This is a genomic window from Paenibacillus sp. UNC451MF (genome assembly GCF_000686845.1).
In the GTDB taxonomy this organism is placed as follows: domain Bacteria; phylum Bacillota; class Bacilli; order Paenibacillales; family NBRC-103111; genus Paenibacillus_S.
The window spans coordinates 383,519-399,422 of sequence record NZ_JMLS01000002.1 but is presented as its reverse complement, the minus strand read 5'-3'; the positions used below and the strand labels follow the sequence as shown (position 1 = coordinate 399,422).

The 15,904-nt window shown below is 48.2% G+C and carries 13 protein-coding genes; 9 read left to right on the top strand and 4 right to left on the bottom strand.

The window, feature by feature from the left end:
* The first annotated feature begins 20 nt into the window (after positions 1–20).
* Positions 21–1,358: a DRTGG domain-containing protein gene (locus BP97_RS0104930; protein WP_028548096.1), complete on the top strand. Its 1,338-nt coding sequence runs from the start codon at positions 21–23 to the stop codon at positions 1,356–1,358.
* 33 nt (positions 1,359–1,391) lie between these two features.
* Here BP97_RS0104930 and BP97_RS0104925 read toward each other — a convergent pair whose 3' ends face one another.
* The 3 genes from BP97_RS0104925 to BP97_RS0104915 form a co-directional block, all read right to left on the bottom strand.
* Positions 1,392–1,679 carry a YtpI family protein gene (locus tag BP97_RS0104925; RefSeq protein ID WP_028548095.1) on the bottom strand — a complete coding sequence of 96 codons (288 nt, stop codon included), beginning with the start codon at positions 1,677–1,679 and terminating at the stop codon, positions 1,392–1,394.
* Positions 1,680–1,770: 91 nt separating this feature from the next.
* Complete coding sequence (locus BP97_RS0104920; protein ID WP_051620398.1) at positions 1,771–2,265, bottom strand: sporulation membrane protein YtrI; 495 nt, start codon at positions 2,263–2,265, stop codon at positions 1,771–1,773.
* Between the two features lie 2 nt (positions 2,266–2,267).
* A complete protein-coding gene (locus BP97_RS0104915; protein ID WP_028548093.1) occupies positions 2,268–2,600 on the bottom strand; it encodes a YtrH family sporulation protein in 333 nt (110 codons plus the stop codon).
* Between the two features lie 205 nt (positions 2,601–2,805).
* Here BP97_RS0104915 and BP97_RS0104910 point away from each other — a divergent pair, with 205 nt between their 5' ends.
* The 8 genes from BP97_RS0104910 (at position 2,806) to BP97_RS0104875 (ending at position 14,131) form a co-directional block, all read left to right on the top strand.
* Positions 2,806–6,465: a DNA polymerase III subunit alpha gene (locus BP97_RS0104910; RefSeq protein ID WP_028548092.1), complete on the top strand. Its 3,660-nt coding sequence runs from the start codon at positions 2,806–2,808 to the stop codon at positions 6,463–6,465.
* A gap of 220 nt (positions 6,466–6,685) precedes the next feature.
* Positions 6,686–7,270 (top strand): phosphatidylglycerophosphatase A family protein, encoded by a 585-nt coding sequence (locus BP97_RS35335; RefSeq protein ID WP_081823940.1) that lies wholly within the window; start codon positions 6,686–6,688, stop codon positions 7,268–7,270.
* A 179-nt stretch (positions 7,271–7,449) separates the two neighbouring features.
* Positions 7,450–7,641 carry a hypothetical protein gene (locus BP97_RS0104900; RefSeq protein ID WP_028548091.1) on the top strand — a complete coding sequence of 64 codons (192 nt, stop codon included), beginning with the start codon at positions 7,450–7,452 and terminating at the stop codon, positions 7,639–7,641.
* Positions 7,642–7,688: 47 nt separating this feature from the next.
* Positions 7,689–8,612: an acetyl-CoA carboxylase, carboxyltransferase subunit beta gene (accD, locus tag BP97_RS0104895; protein WP_028548090.1), complete on the top strand. Its 924-nt coding sequence runs from the start codon at positions 7,689–7,691 to the stop codon at positions 8,610–8,612.
* Entirely contained in the window at positions 8,602–9,582 is a 981-nt protein-coding gene (gene accA, locus BP97_RS0104890; RefSeq protein WP_028548089.1) for an acetyl-CoA carboxylase carboxyl transferase subunit alpha, read from the top strand. The genes accD and accA overlap by 11 nt, the downstream gene beginning before the upstream one ends.
* Complete coding sequence (pyk, locus tag BP97_RS0104885) at positions 9,575–11,332, top strand: pyruvate kinase (protein ID WP_028548088.1); 1,758 nt, start codon at positions 9,575–9,577, stop codon at positions 11,330–11,332. Before accA ends, pyk begins: the two co-directional genes overlap by 8 nt.
* Positions 11,333–11,450: 118 nt before the next feature.
* Positions 11,451–11,867, top strand: coding sequence for an acyl-CoA thioesterase (locus tag BP97_RS0104880; protein ID WP_028548087.1), 417 nt, complete (start codon positions 11,451–11,453; stop codon positions 11,865–11,867).
* A gap of 164 nt (positions 11,868–12,031) precedes the next feature.
* Positions 12,032–14,131 carry an RNA degradosome polyphosphate kinase gene (locus BP97_RS0104875; RefSeq protein ID WP_036745485.1) on the top strand — a complete coding sequence of 700 codons (2,100 nt, stop codon included), beginning with the start codon at positions 12,032–12,034 and terminating at the stop codon, positions 14,129–14,131.
* On the opposite strand, the gene BP97_RS0104870 is transcribed toward BP97_RS0104875, so the two are convergent.
* Positions 14,091–15,632 carry a Ppx/GppA phosphatase family protein gene (locus tag BP97_RS0104870; RefSeq protein ID WP_028548085.1) on the bottom strand — a complete coding sequence of 514 codons (1,542 nt, stop codon included), beginning with the start codon at positions 15,630–15,632 and terminating at the stop codon, positions 14,091–14,093. The genes BP97_RS0104875 and BP97_RS0104870 overlap by 41 nt on opposite strands.
* Positions 15,633–15,904 lie beyond the last annotated feature (272 nt).

Sequence of the window (15,904 nt, the reverse complement as noted above, 5' to 3'; positions counted from 1 at the left end):
ATGGATGAGGTGTAACAGTTATGGATCATATTTTGCAAGAAACGGCGACAAAGCATGAACAGATCTTAAAATATATTGAAAGCTTGAAAATAGGAACCAAAATATCCGTGCGCAAAATTGCAGAAAAGATGGAAGTTAGCGAAGGAACAGCTTACCGTGCTATTAAAGAAGCGGATAATTTGGGATTGGTCAGCACCAAAGAGAGGGTAGGAACGGTACGGGTAGAAAAGAAGCTGCGCGATAATATCGACAAGCTGACGTTCGGCGAAGTGGTGAATATGGTGGACGGCGAGGTGCTGGGGGGGAGCGCCGGACTTCACAAGACGTTGAACAAATTCGTTATCGGCGCGATGCAGCAGGATGCTATGATGCGCTATATCGATGCGGGAAGCCTTCTAATTGTCGGTAACCGAAGCAAGGCACACTTGTGTGCACTGGAACAGGGGGCGGGCGTACTCATAACAGGGGGCTTTACAACGAGTGTAGAAGTGAGAAAGCTTGCGGATCAACTGGAGCTGCCGATTATTTCAAGCAGCTACGATACGTTCACGGTTGCCTCGATGATCAATCGGGCGATTTACGATAGATTGATTAAGAAAAAAATATTGCTTATAGAGGATATCGTACCGGCTCATATGCAGGTTTACGTAATGAAAGGCCACCATACGCTGAAGGATTGGCAGCAGCTGCATGAGCAAACGGGCCATGGACGATTTCCGGTAGTGGATGAATGGAACCGGGTCGTAGGCATGATTACTTCTAGGGACTTGATCGGCGCAGAATCGGAGCAGACCATCGATAAGCTGATGACGCGTAATCCGCTGACGGCGAGCCCGAATACTTCAGTAGCTTCAGCAGCGCATTTAATGGTGTGGGAAGGAATTGACCTGCTGCCAGTTGTTGATGCGAACCGTAAGCCGCTCGCGGTGATAAGCCGCAAAGATGTACTTAAGGCGATGCAGCATATTCAGCGTCAACCGCAAAACGGGCAAACCTTCGAGGATTTGATCTGGTCGGGCTTTAGCGAGGAGCGTACCAAAGAAGGGCAGTTGAGGTTCCGCGGCGTCATTACCCCACAGATGATAAACCAGCTTGGTACTGTGTCGGAAGGTGTGCTTACCATCCTTGTTATACAAGCGGCATATCACGTGGTACAAGATGTCAAAAAGGGCGATCTTGTTATGGACAACATGTCCTCCTATTTTGTCAAACCGGTACAGATCGATAGCGAAATTCAAATATTGCCGAAGGTTATCGAGGTCAGCCGCAAATTCGGTAAAATTGAGGTGGAGATTTTCCATGCGCAGACATTGGTTGCCAAAGCGATGCTCACCACCCAATTTATCGATCAGCTGTAAAAGAAGCTCGTAAGTCTTACCTGCACAGACAGACTATTGTCGGCTGAAATGGCTGTGATTGCGCAGTCCTGCGAATAAATTGAACATGCCGAGCAAGAAGCAGATAATACCGAACACGCGCCGTGTATTGGAATCGGTAAAGAAGAACAGCTGTGAAATGGCGATCACGATGAGCATCAGACCCATGGCGATGTTCATCCGGGATGCATAAATTCCGCGAAGCTTAGGATCCTGGCTTCTTCTAGAGCGGAAGCTGTAGAACACCGAAATAATCAGAGTGATAACGATTAATACAGGCAAAATCATTTGAGTTGTTTCCATTGCAAAGGCACATCCTTTTGATCGAGTCGTACAAACCTCTACTAACTTTAACGATTTTCGGGTGGAAAAGCAATGAAATGGAAGAGAATCGCTACATAGTCGTGCGTTTGAATTCCTCGGCTATAACCCATACCTTCAGTTCGTTTTGAATCAGCATCATAGTCTTCGTATTGACGATATAATCCTTATCGAGAATGCCGCGGTATGTCTTTTTCGAGAGAAGACTTTGATAAACATGGGGAGACTCCGCAATGACGGCAATTTTTTGACCCTTGATTACACTTAAGTCGTTGCGTACACGCTTCTCAATCTCCTGCTCGGTCACCTTGTCCAACGGATTTAAGGGGCTCGACTCGACGATAACATCAATTTGATTAACCGTGCTTTGCTGGTTTCGTGTTTTTTTATACGTATTGTTGTCTTGCTGCAGCTTGTCGTTCTCGTCGCTCAGTTCACGGTTTTGAATCAGAACCGTGTTGAGCTGATGATGGTAAATGCCCAAGAATATGGCGCTGCCGATAATCATGCCCGAGATGAAGAGCCCTGCAGATTGCAGCAGCCCTGTATACCGTTCGAAGGGAGGCACTCTCAATTAGAGCCGCCTCCTTTGCATATCCATTGTATAAGAGATGTTCCTGATTGCGCTCCAATAAAGGCAAAGACGATCAGTAAAATTTGTTTGATCGCCGGAGAGATGTAGCCTCCAACCAGATTGCTTTCGATCACCCGGATCGGATCAATCGTTCCCCCTACAGCGGCAACAAGCGCCCATATTTTGATTTGCTCGGAAATGTGAAGCATTTTTAACGTGGGGGGCTCCATCATGAGCACGGCGGCAATTCCTCCGAGCATCGAACCGCCTAGAACAACACCGAAGGCAACAAAGAAATCCAGAACACATTTTGTCAAAAAACTAACCACTCCGATTCCTCCTCATTCCGTTCATCCGAATCGAATAAGCCTTACTTGTCTAATGTATGGTACAAGTGTTCGCATTATGATAAAATAGAGAGAAAATTTACTAAGCTATCTAAAAAGCAGCAACCAGTCCCTCAAAAACAGGCGCAGCAGTGCTGAGCTCGTCCTTATGGGGTTGACGATACAGGGAATAAGGGAGGCGGCGCAGGTGAGTGATTTTGTCCATCTGCATGTACACAGCGAATACAGCCTTTTGGACGGCGCGGCGCGCATCGACGATCTGGTCGGTCAAGCAGCCCGGCTCGGCATGAAAGCGTTGGCGTTAACCGATCACGGTGTGATGTACGGCGCCATACCATTTTATAAAGCTTGCAAGCAGCACGGGATTAAGCCGATTATAGGCTGCGAGGTTTATTACACGGCAGGCTCCATAAGAGATAAAGGAACGAGACAGGAGCAGCCGATCTATCATTTGATTCTGCTTGCAAAGAATGAGACCGGCTACCGGAATTTGATGAAGCTGTGTTCGATCGGGCATCTGCAGGGGTACCATTACAAGCCGAGAATCGACCCACAGCATTTGGCTCAGTATTCAGAAGGGCTTATATGCACCAGCTCGTGTCTTGGGAGTGAGGTCTCCCAGCATTTGCTTCATGAGCGCTACGAAGAGGCGATGCAAGCAGCGAATCGGTATCGTACCATCTTCGGCGATGACTTCTTTCTTGAAATACAGGATCACGGGCTGCTGGAGCAAAAGAAAGTTATGCAAAGCATGCTTCGGTTAAGCAAAGAAACGGGCATCCCGCTTATAGCGACCAATGATGTGCACTATGTTAGGGAAGAGGATGCACAGGTTCAAGATATTTTGTTGTGCATCGGTACGGGAAAGACTGTGGACGATCCGGAACGATTGAAGTTTCCGTCAACCCAGCTGTTTTTGAAGAGCGATGAAGAGATGAAGCGCTTGTTTCCCCACGTGCCGCAAGCGATCGAAAATACTCGAATTGTGGCGGATCGCTGCAATCTGGAGATCGAATTCGGCCGCTCGATTTTGCCGAGATTCGAGCCGTTGCCTGATAATGCGACAGCAGGGAGTTATCTTGCTGAATTGTGTCGGGAAGGGCTTGTGGCCCGCTATGCCCATCTGCCCGAATGGAATGAAAACAGCTATCACAGTGAAGTGGAGGAGCGTCTTGCTTACGAGCTATCCGTTATAGAGAGGATGGGATTCTCGGATTATTTCTTGATCGTTTGGGATTTTATCCGATTTGCCCATGAGAAGGGGATCGTTACTGGTCCGGGCAGGGGTTCCTCTGCAGGAAGCTTGGTCGCTTATGTGCTGAGAATAACGGATGTGGATCCGATACGCTATCAACTTTTGTTTGAGCGGTTTCTCAACCCTGAACGGGTTACGATGCCGGATATCGATATTGACTTCAGTGACGTACGGCGGGACGAGGTCATCGATTATGTGGTGGATAAGTACGGCAATGACCGGGTTGCACAGATTATTACGTTCGGTACGATGGCAGCCAAAGCGGCTGTTCGAGACGTCGGTCGCGTTCTGAACATTCCTTACAACGAAGTGGACCGGGCGGCCAAAATGATTCCCCATCAGCTTGGGATGACTCTTACCGAAGCTATTGAAGCTAACCCCGAGCTGAAGCTGCTTGCCGACAGGCAGCCTAAAACGGCAGAACTGCTTCAACTCGCGATGCGGGTCGAAGGCATGCCACGCCATGCTTCTACGCATGCCGCGGGCGTAGTTATATCGCGAGAGCCGTTGACACAGTATGTTCCGCTGCAGGAGGGCAACGAGCAAACAGCTCTTACCCAATATTCGATGGAGCATTTGGAATCCATTGGATTGTTGAAAATGGACTTTCTCGGACTTAGAACGTTATCCATCATTGAACGGACATTGCAATGGATTAAAGAGCAGACCGGCGTAGAGATTGATTTCCACAAGGTTCCGATGAACGACCTGGCGACCTACAAGCTGCTGAGCCGCGGAGATACGACAGGGGTATTCCAGCTGGAGTCTCCGGGCGTGCGGAGAGTGCTTAAGGATCTGCGGCCAACTGAATTTGAGGACATCATCTCCGTGGTGGCACTGTATAGACCGGGACCTATGGAGTTTATTCCCCGCTATATCCAGTACAAGCATGGTCAGCATGAGGTCGAGTACCCTCATCCCACGCTGGAGCCGATCTTGAGCGACACATACGGTATTATCGTGTATCAGGAGCAAATCATGCAGATCGCTTCCAAGATGGCCGGCTTCAGCCTGGGTGAAGCGGACTTGCTGAGACGAGCGGTGAGCAAGAAGAAGAGGGAAGTGCTGGACGAGGAGCGGGCGCATTTCGTCAGAGGCAGTGAGTCGCAAGGCTTCACCGAAGCGGAAGCGAACAAGGTGTACGACATGATTGTCCGTTTCGCCGATTACGGCTTCCCACGCGCCCATGCTACGGCCTATGGCGTGCTGGCCTTTCAGACGGCCTATTTGAAGGCTCATTATCCGGTACAGTTTATGGCCTCGATGCTGACGGCCGTTATGGGCAGTCACAATAAGGTGGCTGAATATGTCGATGAATGCCGCCGCATGGGAATTCCAGTACTGCCGCCGGACGTGAACGAGAGCGGTATCGTATTTACGCCTGTCAAGGCATCCGGCGCTTCGCAGCAGGATGCTGGTGCGGATGCAGCAGCGGCTGAATCCGAGCCGAATACGGCTGCTATCCGTTTCGGCCTCGCTGCGGTCAAAAACGTCGGCACGCAGGCTATCGAGTCGATCATGCAGGAGCGCCGCAAGGATGGCGGAGCTTACGACAGCTTAATCGACCTGTGCCGTCGAGTGGATCTGCGCGTTTGCAACAAAAGGGTATTGGAGTCGCTTATTCAAAGCGGAGCGACGGACACGCTTCCAGGGCATCGGGCGCAGCAGCTCGCGATGCTTGAGGAGACGATAGACGCGGCGGTCAAGTGGCGTAAAGAACGCGACGATCTGCAGCTGCATCTGTTTGGCTTTGTTGAAGAGGTCAACTGGGAGGTGGAGTACCCGGATATTCGTCCCTTCACGATGACGCAGCAGCTGGATCTGGAGAAGGAGCTGCTTGGATTGTACATATCCGGCAGCCCGCTGGATGATTATGAAGGAGTACTAAGGGAGCTGGAACACGATCCGCTGCATTTCCTTCAGGAAATGCCTGACCACAGTGAAGTCATTGTGGCTGGCATGGTGCTTTCCAGCAAGACCATCGTCACCAAGAAAGGTCAGGCTATGGCCTTTATGGAGCTGGAGGACCGTGTGGCCAAGGTGGAGGTTGTCCTCTTCCCTGAAGCGTGGAAGCAGTTTGCTCCTCTGGTTCAGAAGGGTAAGCCGCTGCTGGTCAGGGCAAAGCTGCAGCAGGGGGACGAGGATGTCAAATTGCTGGCGGACCAGCTGTTTGCGCTGAGCGATCCGGAGCTTCGGATCAAGGTGATGCGTCGACCGGCTGCGAAGAGCTCGCAGGCGACGTTCACCGCTGCCAAGAACCGTGCTGCGACTGCAGCAGGACCAGCACCCGCACCTGCCGCTAAGCGGCCTAAGGAGCAGGAAGCTTCTCTAACGCAGCAGCGTACAGGCGATCGAATGGTGCGTGCCCAGCGCGTGTATGTTAAAATAGCTGCGGACTATGAGCAGCCGCAGGTGCTAACCCGGCTGAAAGAGCTGCTTCTTCAGCATGAAGGCCCTTTATCTGTTATTCTATATTATGAAAAGAGCCAAAAAACACTAAGCCTGAGCGATCAGTTTAAGGTAAAGCCTTCTCCCAAGCTGTTTCATGCCATGGAAGAGCTGCTGGGTAAAGATACGGTAAAAGTGAAATAATCGGCATCTCCTCCGCATACATTTAGTTACCCAGGATGTTGTTCGGCTTGGCCGACAGACACGAAAAAGCGTGAACCGGCTGTTTCGTCTTGACGATATACCCGGAATCACGCCAAGGAACGCGTTCGCTATCCTTATAGCTTGTCCCAAGCTAACACATGGGGCAGAAGAACGGGTTCCCTCCTTGGTTATTAGCTGGCTATGGAGGAGGCGTTGTTTCATGTCACATCAGCCCATTGTGGAATGGTTGGAAAATCGGGGTGTTACGATCGATCGGATCGCCGATATTGTTTTGAAGCTGCAGCTGCCCTACAACGCTCAATTGAAAAAAGAAGATTGCGTCGAAAGCGTTTTGGCTATTTTGAAAAAACGCGAGGTTCAATATACGTTATATACCGGTATCGCCTTGGATGAATTAGCGGAAAAAAAGCTGCTTCCCGAACCGCTTCAATCCATCATGGAACGGGATGAATCGCTTTACGGCGTCGACGAGACGCTAGCTCTAGGCATCGTCCATGTGTATGGGATGATCGGCCTAACGAGCTTTGGCTATCTGGATAAAGAGAAGCTTGGTATTATTCGCGAGCTTAACGATCATTCGTCAGGTATTCACGTATTTTTGGATGATCTGGTAGCAGGACTTGCGGCGGCGGCATCAGCCCGCATTGCCCACAGGCACCAGGACCAGCTTGACCGTGTGGCTGCTTCATCTGTGTCAGACGCCTCAAGTGAACCGCAGTCCCCGATTCCTCCAGCTTCAACGGAATCATCGGGATCCGCCGATGCAGCAGATCCAAGCTCTTAATCTTTGAAACGTATAGGTTTCATAAGTCCCCCGAACAGCATGCACGCACTTGATTTAATCCACTTGTCTTCCTTATTTAGCCACTTTATAAAAACGTTTGCGAACGGGCTAACCCTTTCTTGCGGGAAAAAGAGAAGATATGATATCATTAGTGCATTATGTTCGGGAGGTCTTTTTTCATGTGGACCGTTATTTATATAGCTCCTACAGCAAAAATTGCAGACAGAATAAAGCAGAAACTGACGGAAGAGGGCTTTCTAGTTCAGGTACGGGCCATAAACATGACGAAAAATCAGTTTGAAATTTTAGTCCCGGAAGGTGAACTTGAAGAAGTTCAAGATGTGCTGAATTCCATATTGCATAGGTCTTAAGAACCGAATGGACCACATTTGAACTCTACCGCAAGCGAGGTGTAATCGTGTCATTTATAGATTTGTTTCAGAAGAAAAGAAAGTATGCTACTATCCCAAGCGCGGACAGGCCTGTCACACGAGCAGGTGACGGCGGTGAATTATTACCGGAAGACAAGCCAAAACGGGAAATTCCCGAGGGCTTAATGAACAAATGTCCGAAATGCGCTGCGATTCAATTTACAAAAGAATTGGACAAGAACTTGAAGGTATGTACCACCTGTGGGTATCACTTCAAACTAAGCGCGGTCGAACGCATTCAGATGGTGATGGATGAAGGCCGCTTTTTTGAATATGACGCTGAAATGAGTTCGGAGGATCCGCTCGGATTTCCGGATTACGTAGGCAAATACCGTAAAGCTGTCGATTCGACGGGCATGAACGATGCGGTTATTACCGGCGAGGGAACGATTGGTGGATTCCCTGTCGTTGTGGCCGTGATGAGCTTTGATTTTATGGGAGGCTCGCTAGGATCTGTCGTTGGTGAGAAAATTACGAACGCTATTGAGCATGCGATGCAAAAACAATATCCTTTGATCATCTTCTCGACATCGGGCGGAGCCCGTATGCAAGAGAGCATTCTCAGTCTGATGCAAATGGCGAAGACGAGTGCGGCATTGTCTCAATTCAATGAGCAGGGCGGCTTGTATATTTCTGTCATTACAGACCCAACCTTTGGAGGGGTATCTGCAAGCTTTGCTATGCTTGGGGATTATATTATTGCTGAACCTGGCGCTGCTTTCGGTTTTACCGGTAAACGCGTTATCGAACAGACGATTCGTCAGAAGCTTCCCGATAATTTCCAAACGGCGGAGTTCAACTTGAGTCATGGACAGGTGGACATGGTAGTCATGCGCAAAGAAATAAAGAATACGCTGACCCGATTACTGGATCTGCATGTTGTAAAGGGGGATTTGGCAAATGGCCGGTGAATTGCCCTTTGAGCAGCCGCTTTTAGAGCTGAAAGCGAAGATTGAGGAGTTGCGCAATTTCGGTACGGAAAAGCAAATTGATTTTTCGGATGAGATTGCCCGCCTGGAGCAGCGTTATGAGCAGGAAGCTGAGAAGGTGTACAGCAACCTGACAACGGCGGAAAAAATGCAGCTTGCGCGGCATCCGCAAAGACCTACAACGCTGGATTACATTCAAAATATATTCACTGACTTCATGGAGCTGCATGGAGATCGTCATTACGGCGATGATTTGGCGATTGTAGGGGGACTTGCTCGTTTGGACGGCATTCCTGTTACAGTTGTAGGCCACCAGAAGGGCAAGGATACGAAGGATAACATTGCCCGTCATTTCGGGATGCCTCACCCCGAAGGGTTTCGCAAAGGGTTGCGTTTAATGCAGCAGGCTAATAAGTTCAAACGCCCCATTATTACGTTTATCGATACGCCGGGGGCTTATCCCGGAGGAGCTGCGGAAGAACGCGGACAGAGTGAAGCGATCGCCAGAAACTTGATGGAGATGGCTTCGTTCGGTGTGCCGATTCTTTGTGTAGTCGTTGGAGAAGGCGGCAGCGGCGGTGCATTGGCGCTAGGAGTAGGTAACCGTGTGTTTATGCTTGAAAATGCGATTTATTCGGTGAGTACGCCGGAAGCGGCTTCGTCGATTTTGTATAAAGACGCATCCAAGGCAGGGGAAACGGCTGCTTCAATGAAAATCACTGCGAATCATATTCATGATCTTGGCGTCGTAGACGGCGTAATTCCAGAGCCGCGCGGCGGAGCACATCGTGATTTGAACCGTCAGGCTGAGGTCATTAAAGAAACTTTAACAAAGCATTTGAAGGAATTGATGCAGCTTTCAGAGAAGGAATTAATCGAAGATCGCTATAAGAAATTTAGACAAATCGGTAGGTTTACTTACATTCAGGAGGGTAATCACAATCATGCGTAAAACCAAAATTGTATGTACGATAGGTCCGGTGAGCGAATCGCTTGACATGTTCAAGAAGCTCATCAATGCCGGAATGAACGTGTGCAGACTGAACTTCTCACACGGTGATTTCGAGGAGCACGGCAACCGGATTCGCAACGTACGCCAGGCTTGTCAAGAGCTTGGGAAAAATGTAGCGATTTTGCTTGACACGAAAGGTCCGGAAATCCGTACGGGCAAATTGAAAGATGATCAAAAGGTAGAATTGATTCAGGATAACTTTATTACATTGACGACAGAAGAAGTGCTTGGCGATGCCGAACGCGTCTATGTTACCTATAAAGATTTGCCGAAGGATGTACGCATCGGCTCTACGATCTTGATCGATGACGGTCTTATCGGGCTTGAAGTCGTAGACTTAACGAACAAAGAAATCAAATGCCGCATCGTGAACGGCGGTCTGTTGGGCGGTAAAAAAGGCGTTAACGTTCCAGGCGTTAAAATCAACTTGCCAGGGATTACGGAAAAAGACGCTAACGATATTATTTTTGGTATCGAGCAGGGAGTAGACTTCATCGCTGCTTCGTTCGTGCGTAAAGCTAGCGACGTTATCGAAATACGAGAAATTCTGGAACGCCATAACGCAACACATATTCAAATCATCTCCAAAATTGAGAACCAAGAAGGCGTAGAAAACCTGGATGAGATTCTCGAAGTGTCTGACGGCTTGATGGTTGCGCGCGGAGATCTTGGCGTAGAGATTCCTGCGGAAGATGTACCTATCGTGCAAAAAGCGATGATCAAAAAATGTAACCAAGCAGGTAAGCCGGTTATCACCGCTACAATGATGCTGGATTCCATGCAGCGCAATCCGCGTCCGACACGTGCCGAAGCAAGTGACGTAGCTAACGCGATTTTCGACGGAACCGATGCGGTGATGCTGTCCGGTGAAACGGCTGCAGGAAAATACCCAATTGAATCCGTACAGACCATGGCTAAAATTGCTGAGCGTGCGGAAACGGCTTTGGAGCACCGTGAAATCTTTATCCGTCAAAGCAATGCACAGCAAAGAACAGTTACTGAATCCATCAGCCAAGCTGTTGCTAACTCTGCGATGGATCTTGATGCGCGTGCGATCTTGACAGCTACAGAGAGCGGATATACCGCACGTATGGTATCCAAATACCGTCCTAAATCTCCGATTATCGCTGTGACACCAAATGAGCAAGTGCTTCGCCGCTTATCGCTCGTCTGGGGTGTTGTTCCGATCAAGGGTGAGATGTGCCAAACGACGGACGAGCTGTTCGAGCTTGCAGTGGACAACAGCGTGAAAGCAGGTCTTGTAAGCCTGGGAGATACAGTCGTTATTACAGCTGGCGTGCCTGTAGGCCGTTCTGGAACCACCAACCTGATCAAGGTTCATCAAATTGGTGAAATGATCGCTAAAGGTCAAGGTATCGGAACTCAAATCGCAACAGGGAAAGTCGTTACGGCTAGTACTCCGGAAGAAGCTAACTCCAAAGCCGTTGAAGGGTGTATTCTCGTCACGCTTACAACCGACAAGGAATATATGCCTGCTATCGAGAAAGCCGCTGCAATCATTACAGAAACAGGCGGTATAACGTCTCATGCGGCGGTTGTTGGTATTAGCTTGAGCAAGCCGGTTATTGTTGGCGTTGAAGGTGTTTTGGGCTTGATCAAGGATGGCGCAGAGGTATCGATTTATCCGGAAGTAGGCGTTATTTATTCCGGTCGTGCCCGCGTATTGTAATATAAAGAGGTTCGTTTTTTGAGAAGCCTCAACCAGGAGTGAAGTCGACGTTATACATCGGTTTCACTCTTTTTTTCTCTTGAAAATGGGTCATAATAGCTACAAGGAGGGCGATTCTATGTCTCCATCACCATGGTTTGAGCATGCGATTAGAGTCCGCTATCAGGAAACGGATCAAATGGGCGTCGTCTACCATGCCAACTATTTGAATTGGTTTGAAATCGGGAGGACGGAGCTGATCCGCGCACTCGGAATGCCTTACCACAAGATTGAGGAGCAGGGTCTGCTGCTTCCGGTCATCGATGCGGAGCTCAAGTTCAGATTGCCTGCCAAATACGACGATCTCATTACCATCCGTACTAGAATTGAGGAATATACCCATTTGCGGATGCAGTTCATTTCGGAAATAAGACGTGGTGAAGAGTTGTTGGTTAGTGGCGGAACACGCCATGTATGGGTAAATAAAGAGTGGAAGCCGACTCGAATTGATAAAGCCGCTCCTGAACTGTACGCACTGCTGCAAAAGGAAGGCTGAATCGGAATACATAGCGCGTCTTAACATAAAATTTACAAATAACCTAATCTCCGATGACAATGTCGAACTACCATGAAGAAAGTAGAATGAAAACAGTATGTCGTTGCATGACGCATATTTTCATTTTCGAAAACGGACGATTTTGATGGAGGTTACGTGACGATATGAAAGAGATGACGCAAAGAGAAAGAGAAGCATCATCGAATTATTTGAATAGAGATTTAAGCTGGATTGAGTTTAATTGGCGGGTTCTGGAAGAAGCGCAGGACGCAGATACACCGCTGCTGGAACGAATGAAATTTCTATCGATTGTGTCCTCTAATCTGGACGAATTTATGAGTGTTCGTGTAGCCGGCGTTAAGGATCAGATTAAGGCGGGGTATGTGAAAAAGGATTTTACCGGATATACTCCAGCAGGTTTGTTCAAGCGTGTAATGAAACGTTCTGCCAAAATGGTAGCCGAGCAATATAAAACGTACCGGGACATATCCCGGCAGCTGGCCAAAGAAGGCATCATGTTTACCGATTATGAAGATTTGAATTTGACACAGCGCAAAGCGATGGACGAATACTTTCACGAGATCATTTTTCCCGTTCTGACTCCTATGGCTGTTGATCAGAGCCGACCTTTTCCGCTTGTTCATACCCAGGCTCTATATTTGGCGGTCGTTCTTATGAAGGAAGGGGAGGACCCGGAGAGCGAGCCTTATTTTGCAATCGTTCAGGTTCCTTCGAATTTATCGCGTTGTATCGAGGTTCCTGTCCGTTCCAATAGCAAAAAGCATGAATTCGTTTTACTGGAAGAGCTGATTGAACAGCATATACAGACGCTATTTTCAGGCTATAATCCTATTGCTGTGCATGGCTTCAGACTGACCCGCAACGCGGATTTGACATTGAATGAAGAAGGCGCGGAGGATTTGCTAGAGGAAATCGAGAAGGAGCTTAGACGCCGAAGATGGGGCTCTCCTGTCCGTCTTGAGGTTCAGAAGGGGATACATCCTTATGCGCTCGATCAGCTGCAGGATGAGTTCGAGATTGCGGATAACATATTTGAAATCGACGGTCCGCTGGATTTGACCTATTTCATGAAGCTGTCCGGATCATTGAAGGGCTTTGACCATCTTCGCTTTAAGCCAGTGGAGCCTGTTTATCCTGCCGAGCTCATAGATACGGACGATGTGTTCAGTACGTTAAGACAGCAGGATGTCCTTGTTTATCACCCGTATGAATCGTTTGACGCCATGACGGATTTTATATGCCAGGCGGCCTATGATCCACAAGTCCTGGCGATTAAAATGACGCTTTATCGGGTAAGCGGCAATTCCCCTCTCATTCAAGCACTAGCCAGCGCAGCCGAATCCGGCAAGCAAGTAACGGTTGTAGTTGAGCTGAAGGCAAGATTTGACGAGGAACGTAATATCGCCTGGGCACGTATGCTGGAGCAGGCAGGCTGCCATGTTGTTTATGGGCTCGTAGGCTTGAAGACACACGCCAAAATTACTTTGGTCGTTCGTCAGGAGCAAGAAGGCTTGCGTCGTTATGTGCATGTCGGGACCGGGAATTATAACGATAACACGGCGAAGCTGTACACGGATATCGGATTGTTCACATCGCATTCGATTATAGGAGAGGATGCTTCTGCGCTGTTCAATGAAGTTACGGGTTATTCGGCTCCGCATAATTGGAAAGCGTTTGGTGTCGCCCCTAACGATCTAAAGGATAAACTGTTTGAGAAAATACGTCGTGAGGCGATTCATGCCTCCATGGGGAAACCGGCGCGAATTGTGGCTAAGTTCAACTCGTTATCCAATCAGCAGGTAGTCGATGAGCTGTATGAGGCGTCCAAAGCGGGGGTCAAAATCGATCTGATCGTACGAGGGGTTTGCTGTCTTCGCCCAGGCGTACCGGGGTTAAGCGAGAATATTCGAATATTGAGCATTGTGGACCGGTTTCTTGAGCATTCCCGTATTTTATATTTCGAGAACGATGGTGACCGGGAGGTTTACATATCAAGCGCAGACTGGATGACAAGAAATTTGACTCGCCGCATTGAGCTGATATGTCCGGTATTTGATAAGGATATCCAGGAGTCATTAATTCATATTCTGGAGCTGAGCCTCAACGATAACGTCAAGGCTAGACAGCTTCAGTCCAATGGGATGTATGTGAGGGTAACCAATGAGGAAAAACCGCTTAGAAGTCAGTTCCAGGCCATGAAGATCAGCTCCTGGAAAAAGAAGCCTCATTATCATGAATTGTAAGCTTCATCCCCCAAATTTTTTTAAAGTCCTTATTTAATGACGCGATCTCTCCATATTCATGCGAGGGATCGTTTTTCTTTTGAACCCGAATCCGCAGCTCATTATCGTCGACAACCTCTGGCGAGATTGAGGAAAATACTTGCGTCTCAGAGCTGTCCAGAGCTATGGCAGCCTGCAGGAGTGTTCCTAGTTTTACTATAAGATCGACATCTGACTCGTGCAGAATTTCTTTATACTGCAAGTAGATTTGTTGTGTTTTACCTTTTGTTTTGAATGAGGCTATGGCTGCACACAGCAACGTTTCGCGATGGCTCAAGCCATCCAGACGTGAATTGGCAATCATGTAAAAGGAATGCTTGGAGAACTGATAGTAGTTTACCGATACGCCGATTCGATACAGCAGCGCGGCGGTATGAAGGCAGTTGCGGTAGCAGACTTCCAGACCATGCACGTTCTGAAGCGCGTCGAACAATTGGTTGACGAATGAGCCTACCTGCTCCAAGTGTTTGATGGGTGTACAGGAATGCAGATCCAGCATATTGCGTGCGCTGCGCTCAGCCAAGTCTATGGATGGGTTCTGACCCGATAAATAGGTTTCGTAAAAAAGACCATCCCTAAGTCCTGCTCCGCTTATCACATAATGGCTTGCCCCGCAGGCTTCGTAAAGCGTGTGCAATATAGTAAGTCCGGGAACGATGATGTCATAGCGGTCTTTGGAAAGCCCGTCGACTTTTTTTCTTTTCTCTGCGGAAAGCGTCGGCAGCCAGCTCATTAATTCATCCATATCTTCTGCCGAGATAGAATAGTTATGTGTAAGTGCGAGCGGGTATTTTCGTTTTTTTTGATTGATTTTACAGAGGCTGCGTATCGTTCCACCGAGACCGATCATAGGAAAACCAGGCTGTTCCTTAATCCAAGGCTCGTTGGCAATAGCCTGCTGCACCATGAGCCTTATACCATCCAAATCAGCCATAGACTGGTTGGCGGCTGCGAACCTTGCGGTTGTATTCACCGCACCGAAAGGAAAGGATACACTGCGCTCCAGCTTACGGCTGCGGAACAAGGATACCTCCGTGCTGCCTCCGCCGATATCGACGAGCAGCCCGTCTTCCACATTCAGTGAGTTGATCATGCCGAGAAAACCGATTCGAGCCTCATCCTCACCGGATAATAGCTCGACTTTCAATTCGCTATGCTCTTGAAACGTATCGATAATTTGCATGGAATTCGCAGCATTCCGTATGGCTGCCGTAGCTGCCGCGCGGATTTCTGTAACCTGGTAAGAACTAGTGATTTGTTGAAAATGGAGCAATATCCGAACAATGAATTGTATGTTGTCGTAAGAAAGTGTATTATCGGCACCGATGCGTTGACTTAATCTGGCCGACTGCTTGAACTCGCCTATCACTCTGTATGCAAGGGTGGAATGAAGTTCATATATGACTAGGCGAATGGAATTGGAACCAATATCGATGATGCCGATTCTGCGGCTAGTAGGCATGGGATTCCTCCGTTAGCTTCATAGTTTCAAATAATAACATTATTTTACCATCGTTTTTGCCGTGCGCAAACTTTACAGAATAAATTAACAGACCATAACAAACAATTCTTATTGTGCTGATAATGAACTTTTATGTCCAAATTTGTTTCCTTTGTTCGTCAAATCATTTATAGTAGAACTATAGAAGTTCTCTATAAGTGAACAACTTCGTTTATTTGCATGGGCATCTTTTCCATGTATAAGTTATTCATTTGCTTATAAAGCAGTTACAA

Bases quoted from the DNA above. Each gene is read 5' to 3' on its own strand.
- BP97_RS0104930 (WP_028548096.1), top strand. From the start codon at position 21: ATGGATCATATTTTGCAAGAAACGGCGACAAAGCATGAACAGATCTTA.
- BP97_RS0104925 (WP_028548095.1), bottom strand. From the start codon at position 1,679: ATGGAAACAACTCAAATGATTTTGCCTGTATTAATCGTTATCACTCTG.
- BP97_RS35335 (WP_081823940.1), top strand. From the start codon at position 6,686: ATGTCACATCAGCCCATTGTGGAATGGTTGGAAAATCGGGGTGTTACG.
- BP97_RS0104900 (WP_028548091.1), top strand. From the start codon at position 7,450: ATGTGGACCGTTATTTATATAGCTCCTACAGCAAAAATTGCAGACAGA.
- accA (WP_028548089.1), top strand. From the start codon at position 8,602: ATGGCCGGTGAATTGCCCTTTGAGCAGCCGCTTTTAGAGCTGAAAGCG.
- pyk (WP_028548088.1), top strand. From the start codon at position 9,575: ATGCGTAAAACCAAAATTGTATGTACGATAGGTCCGGTGAGCGAATCG.
- BP97_RS0104880 (WP_028548087.1), top strand. From the start codon at position 11,451: ATGTCTCCATCACCATGGTTTGAGCATGCGATTAGAGTCCGCTATCAG.
- BP97_RS0104875 (WP_036745485.1), top strand. From the start codon at position 12,032: ATGAAAGAGATGACGCAAAGAGAAAGAGAAGCATCATCGAATTATTTG.
- BP97_RS0104870 (WP_028548085.1), bottom strand. From the start codon at position 15,632: ATGCCTACTAGCCGCAGAATCGGCATCATCGATATTGGTTCCAATTCC.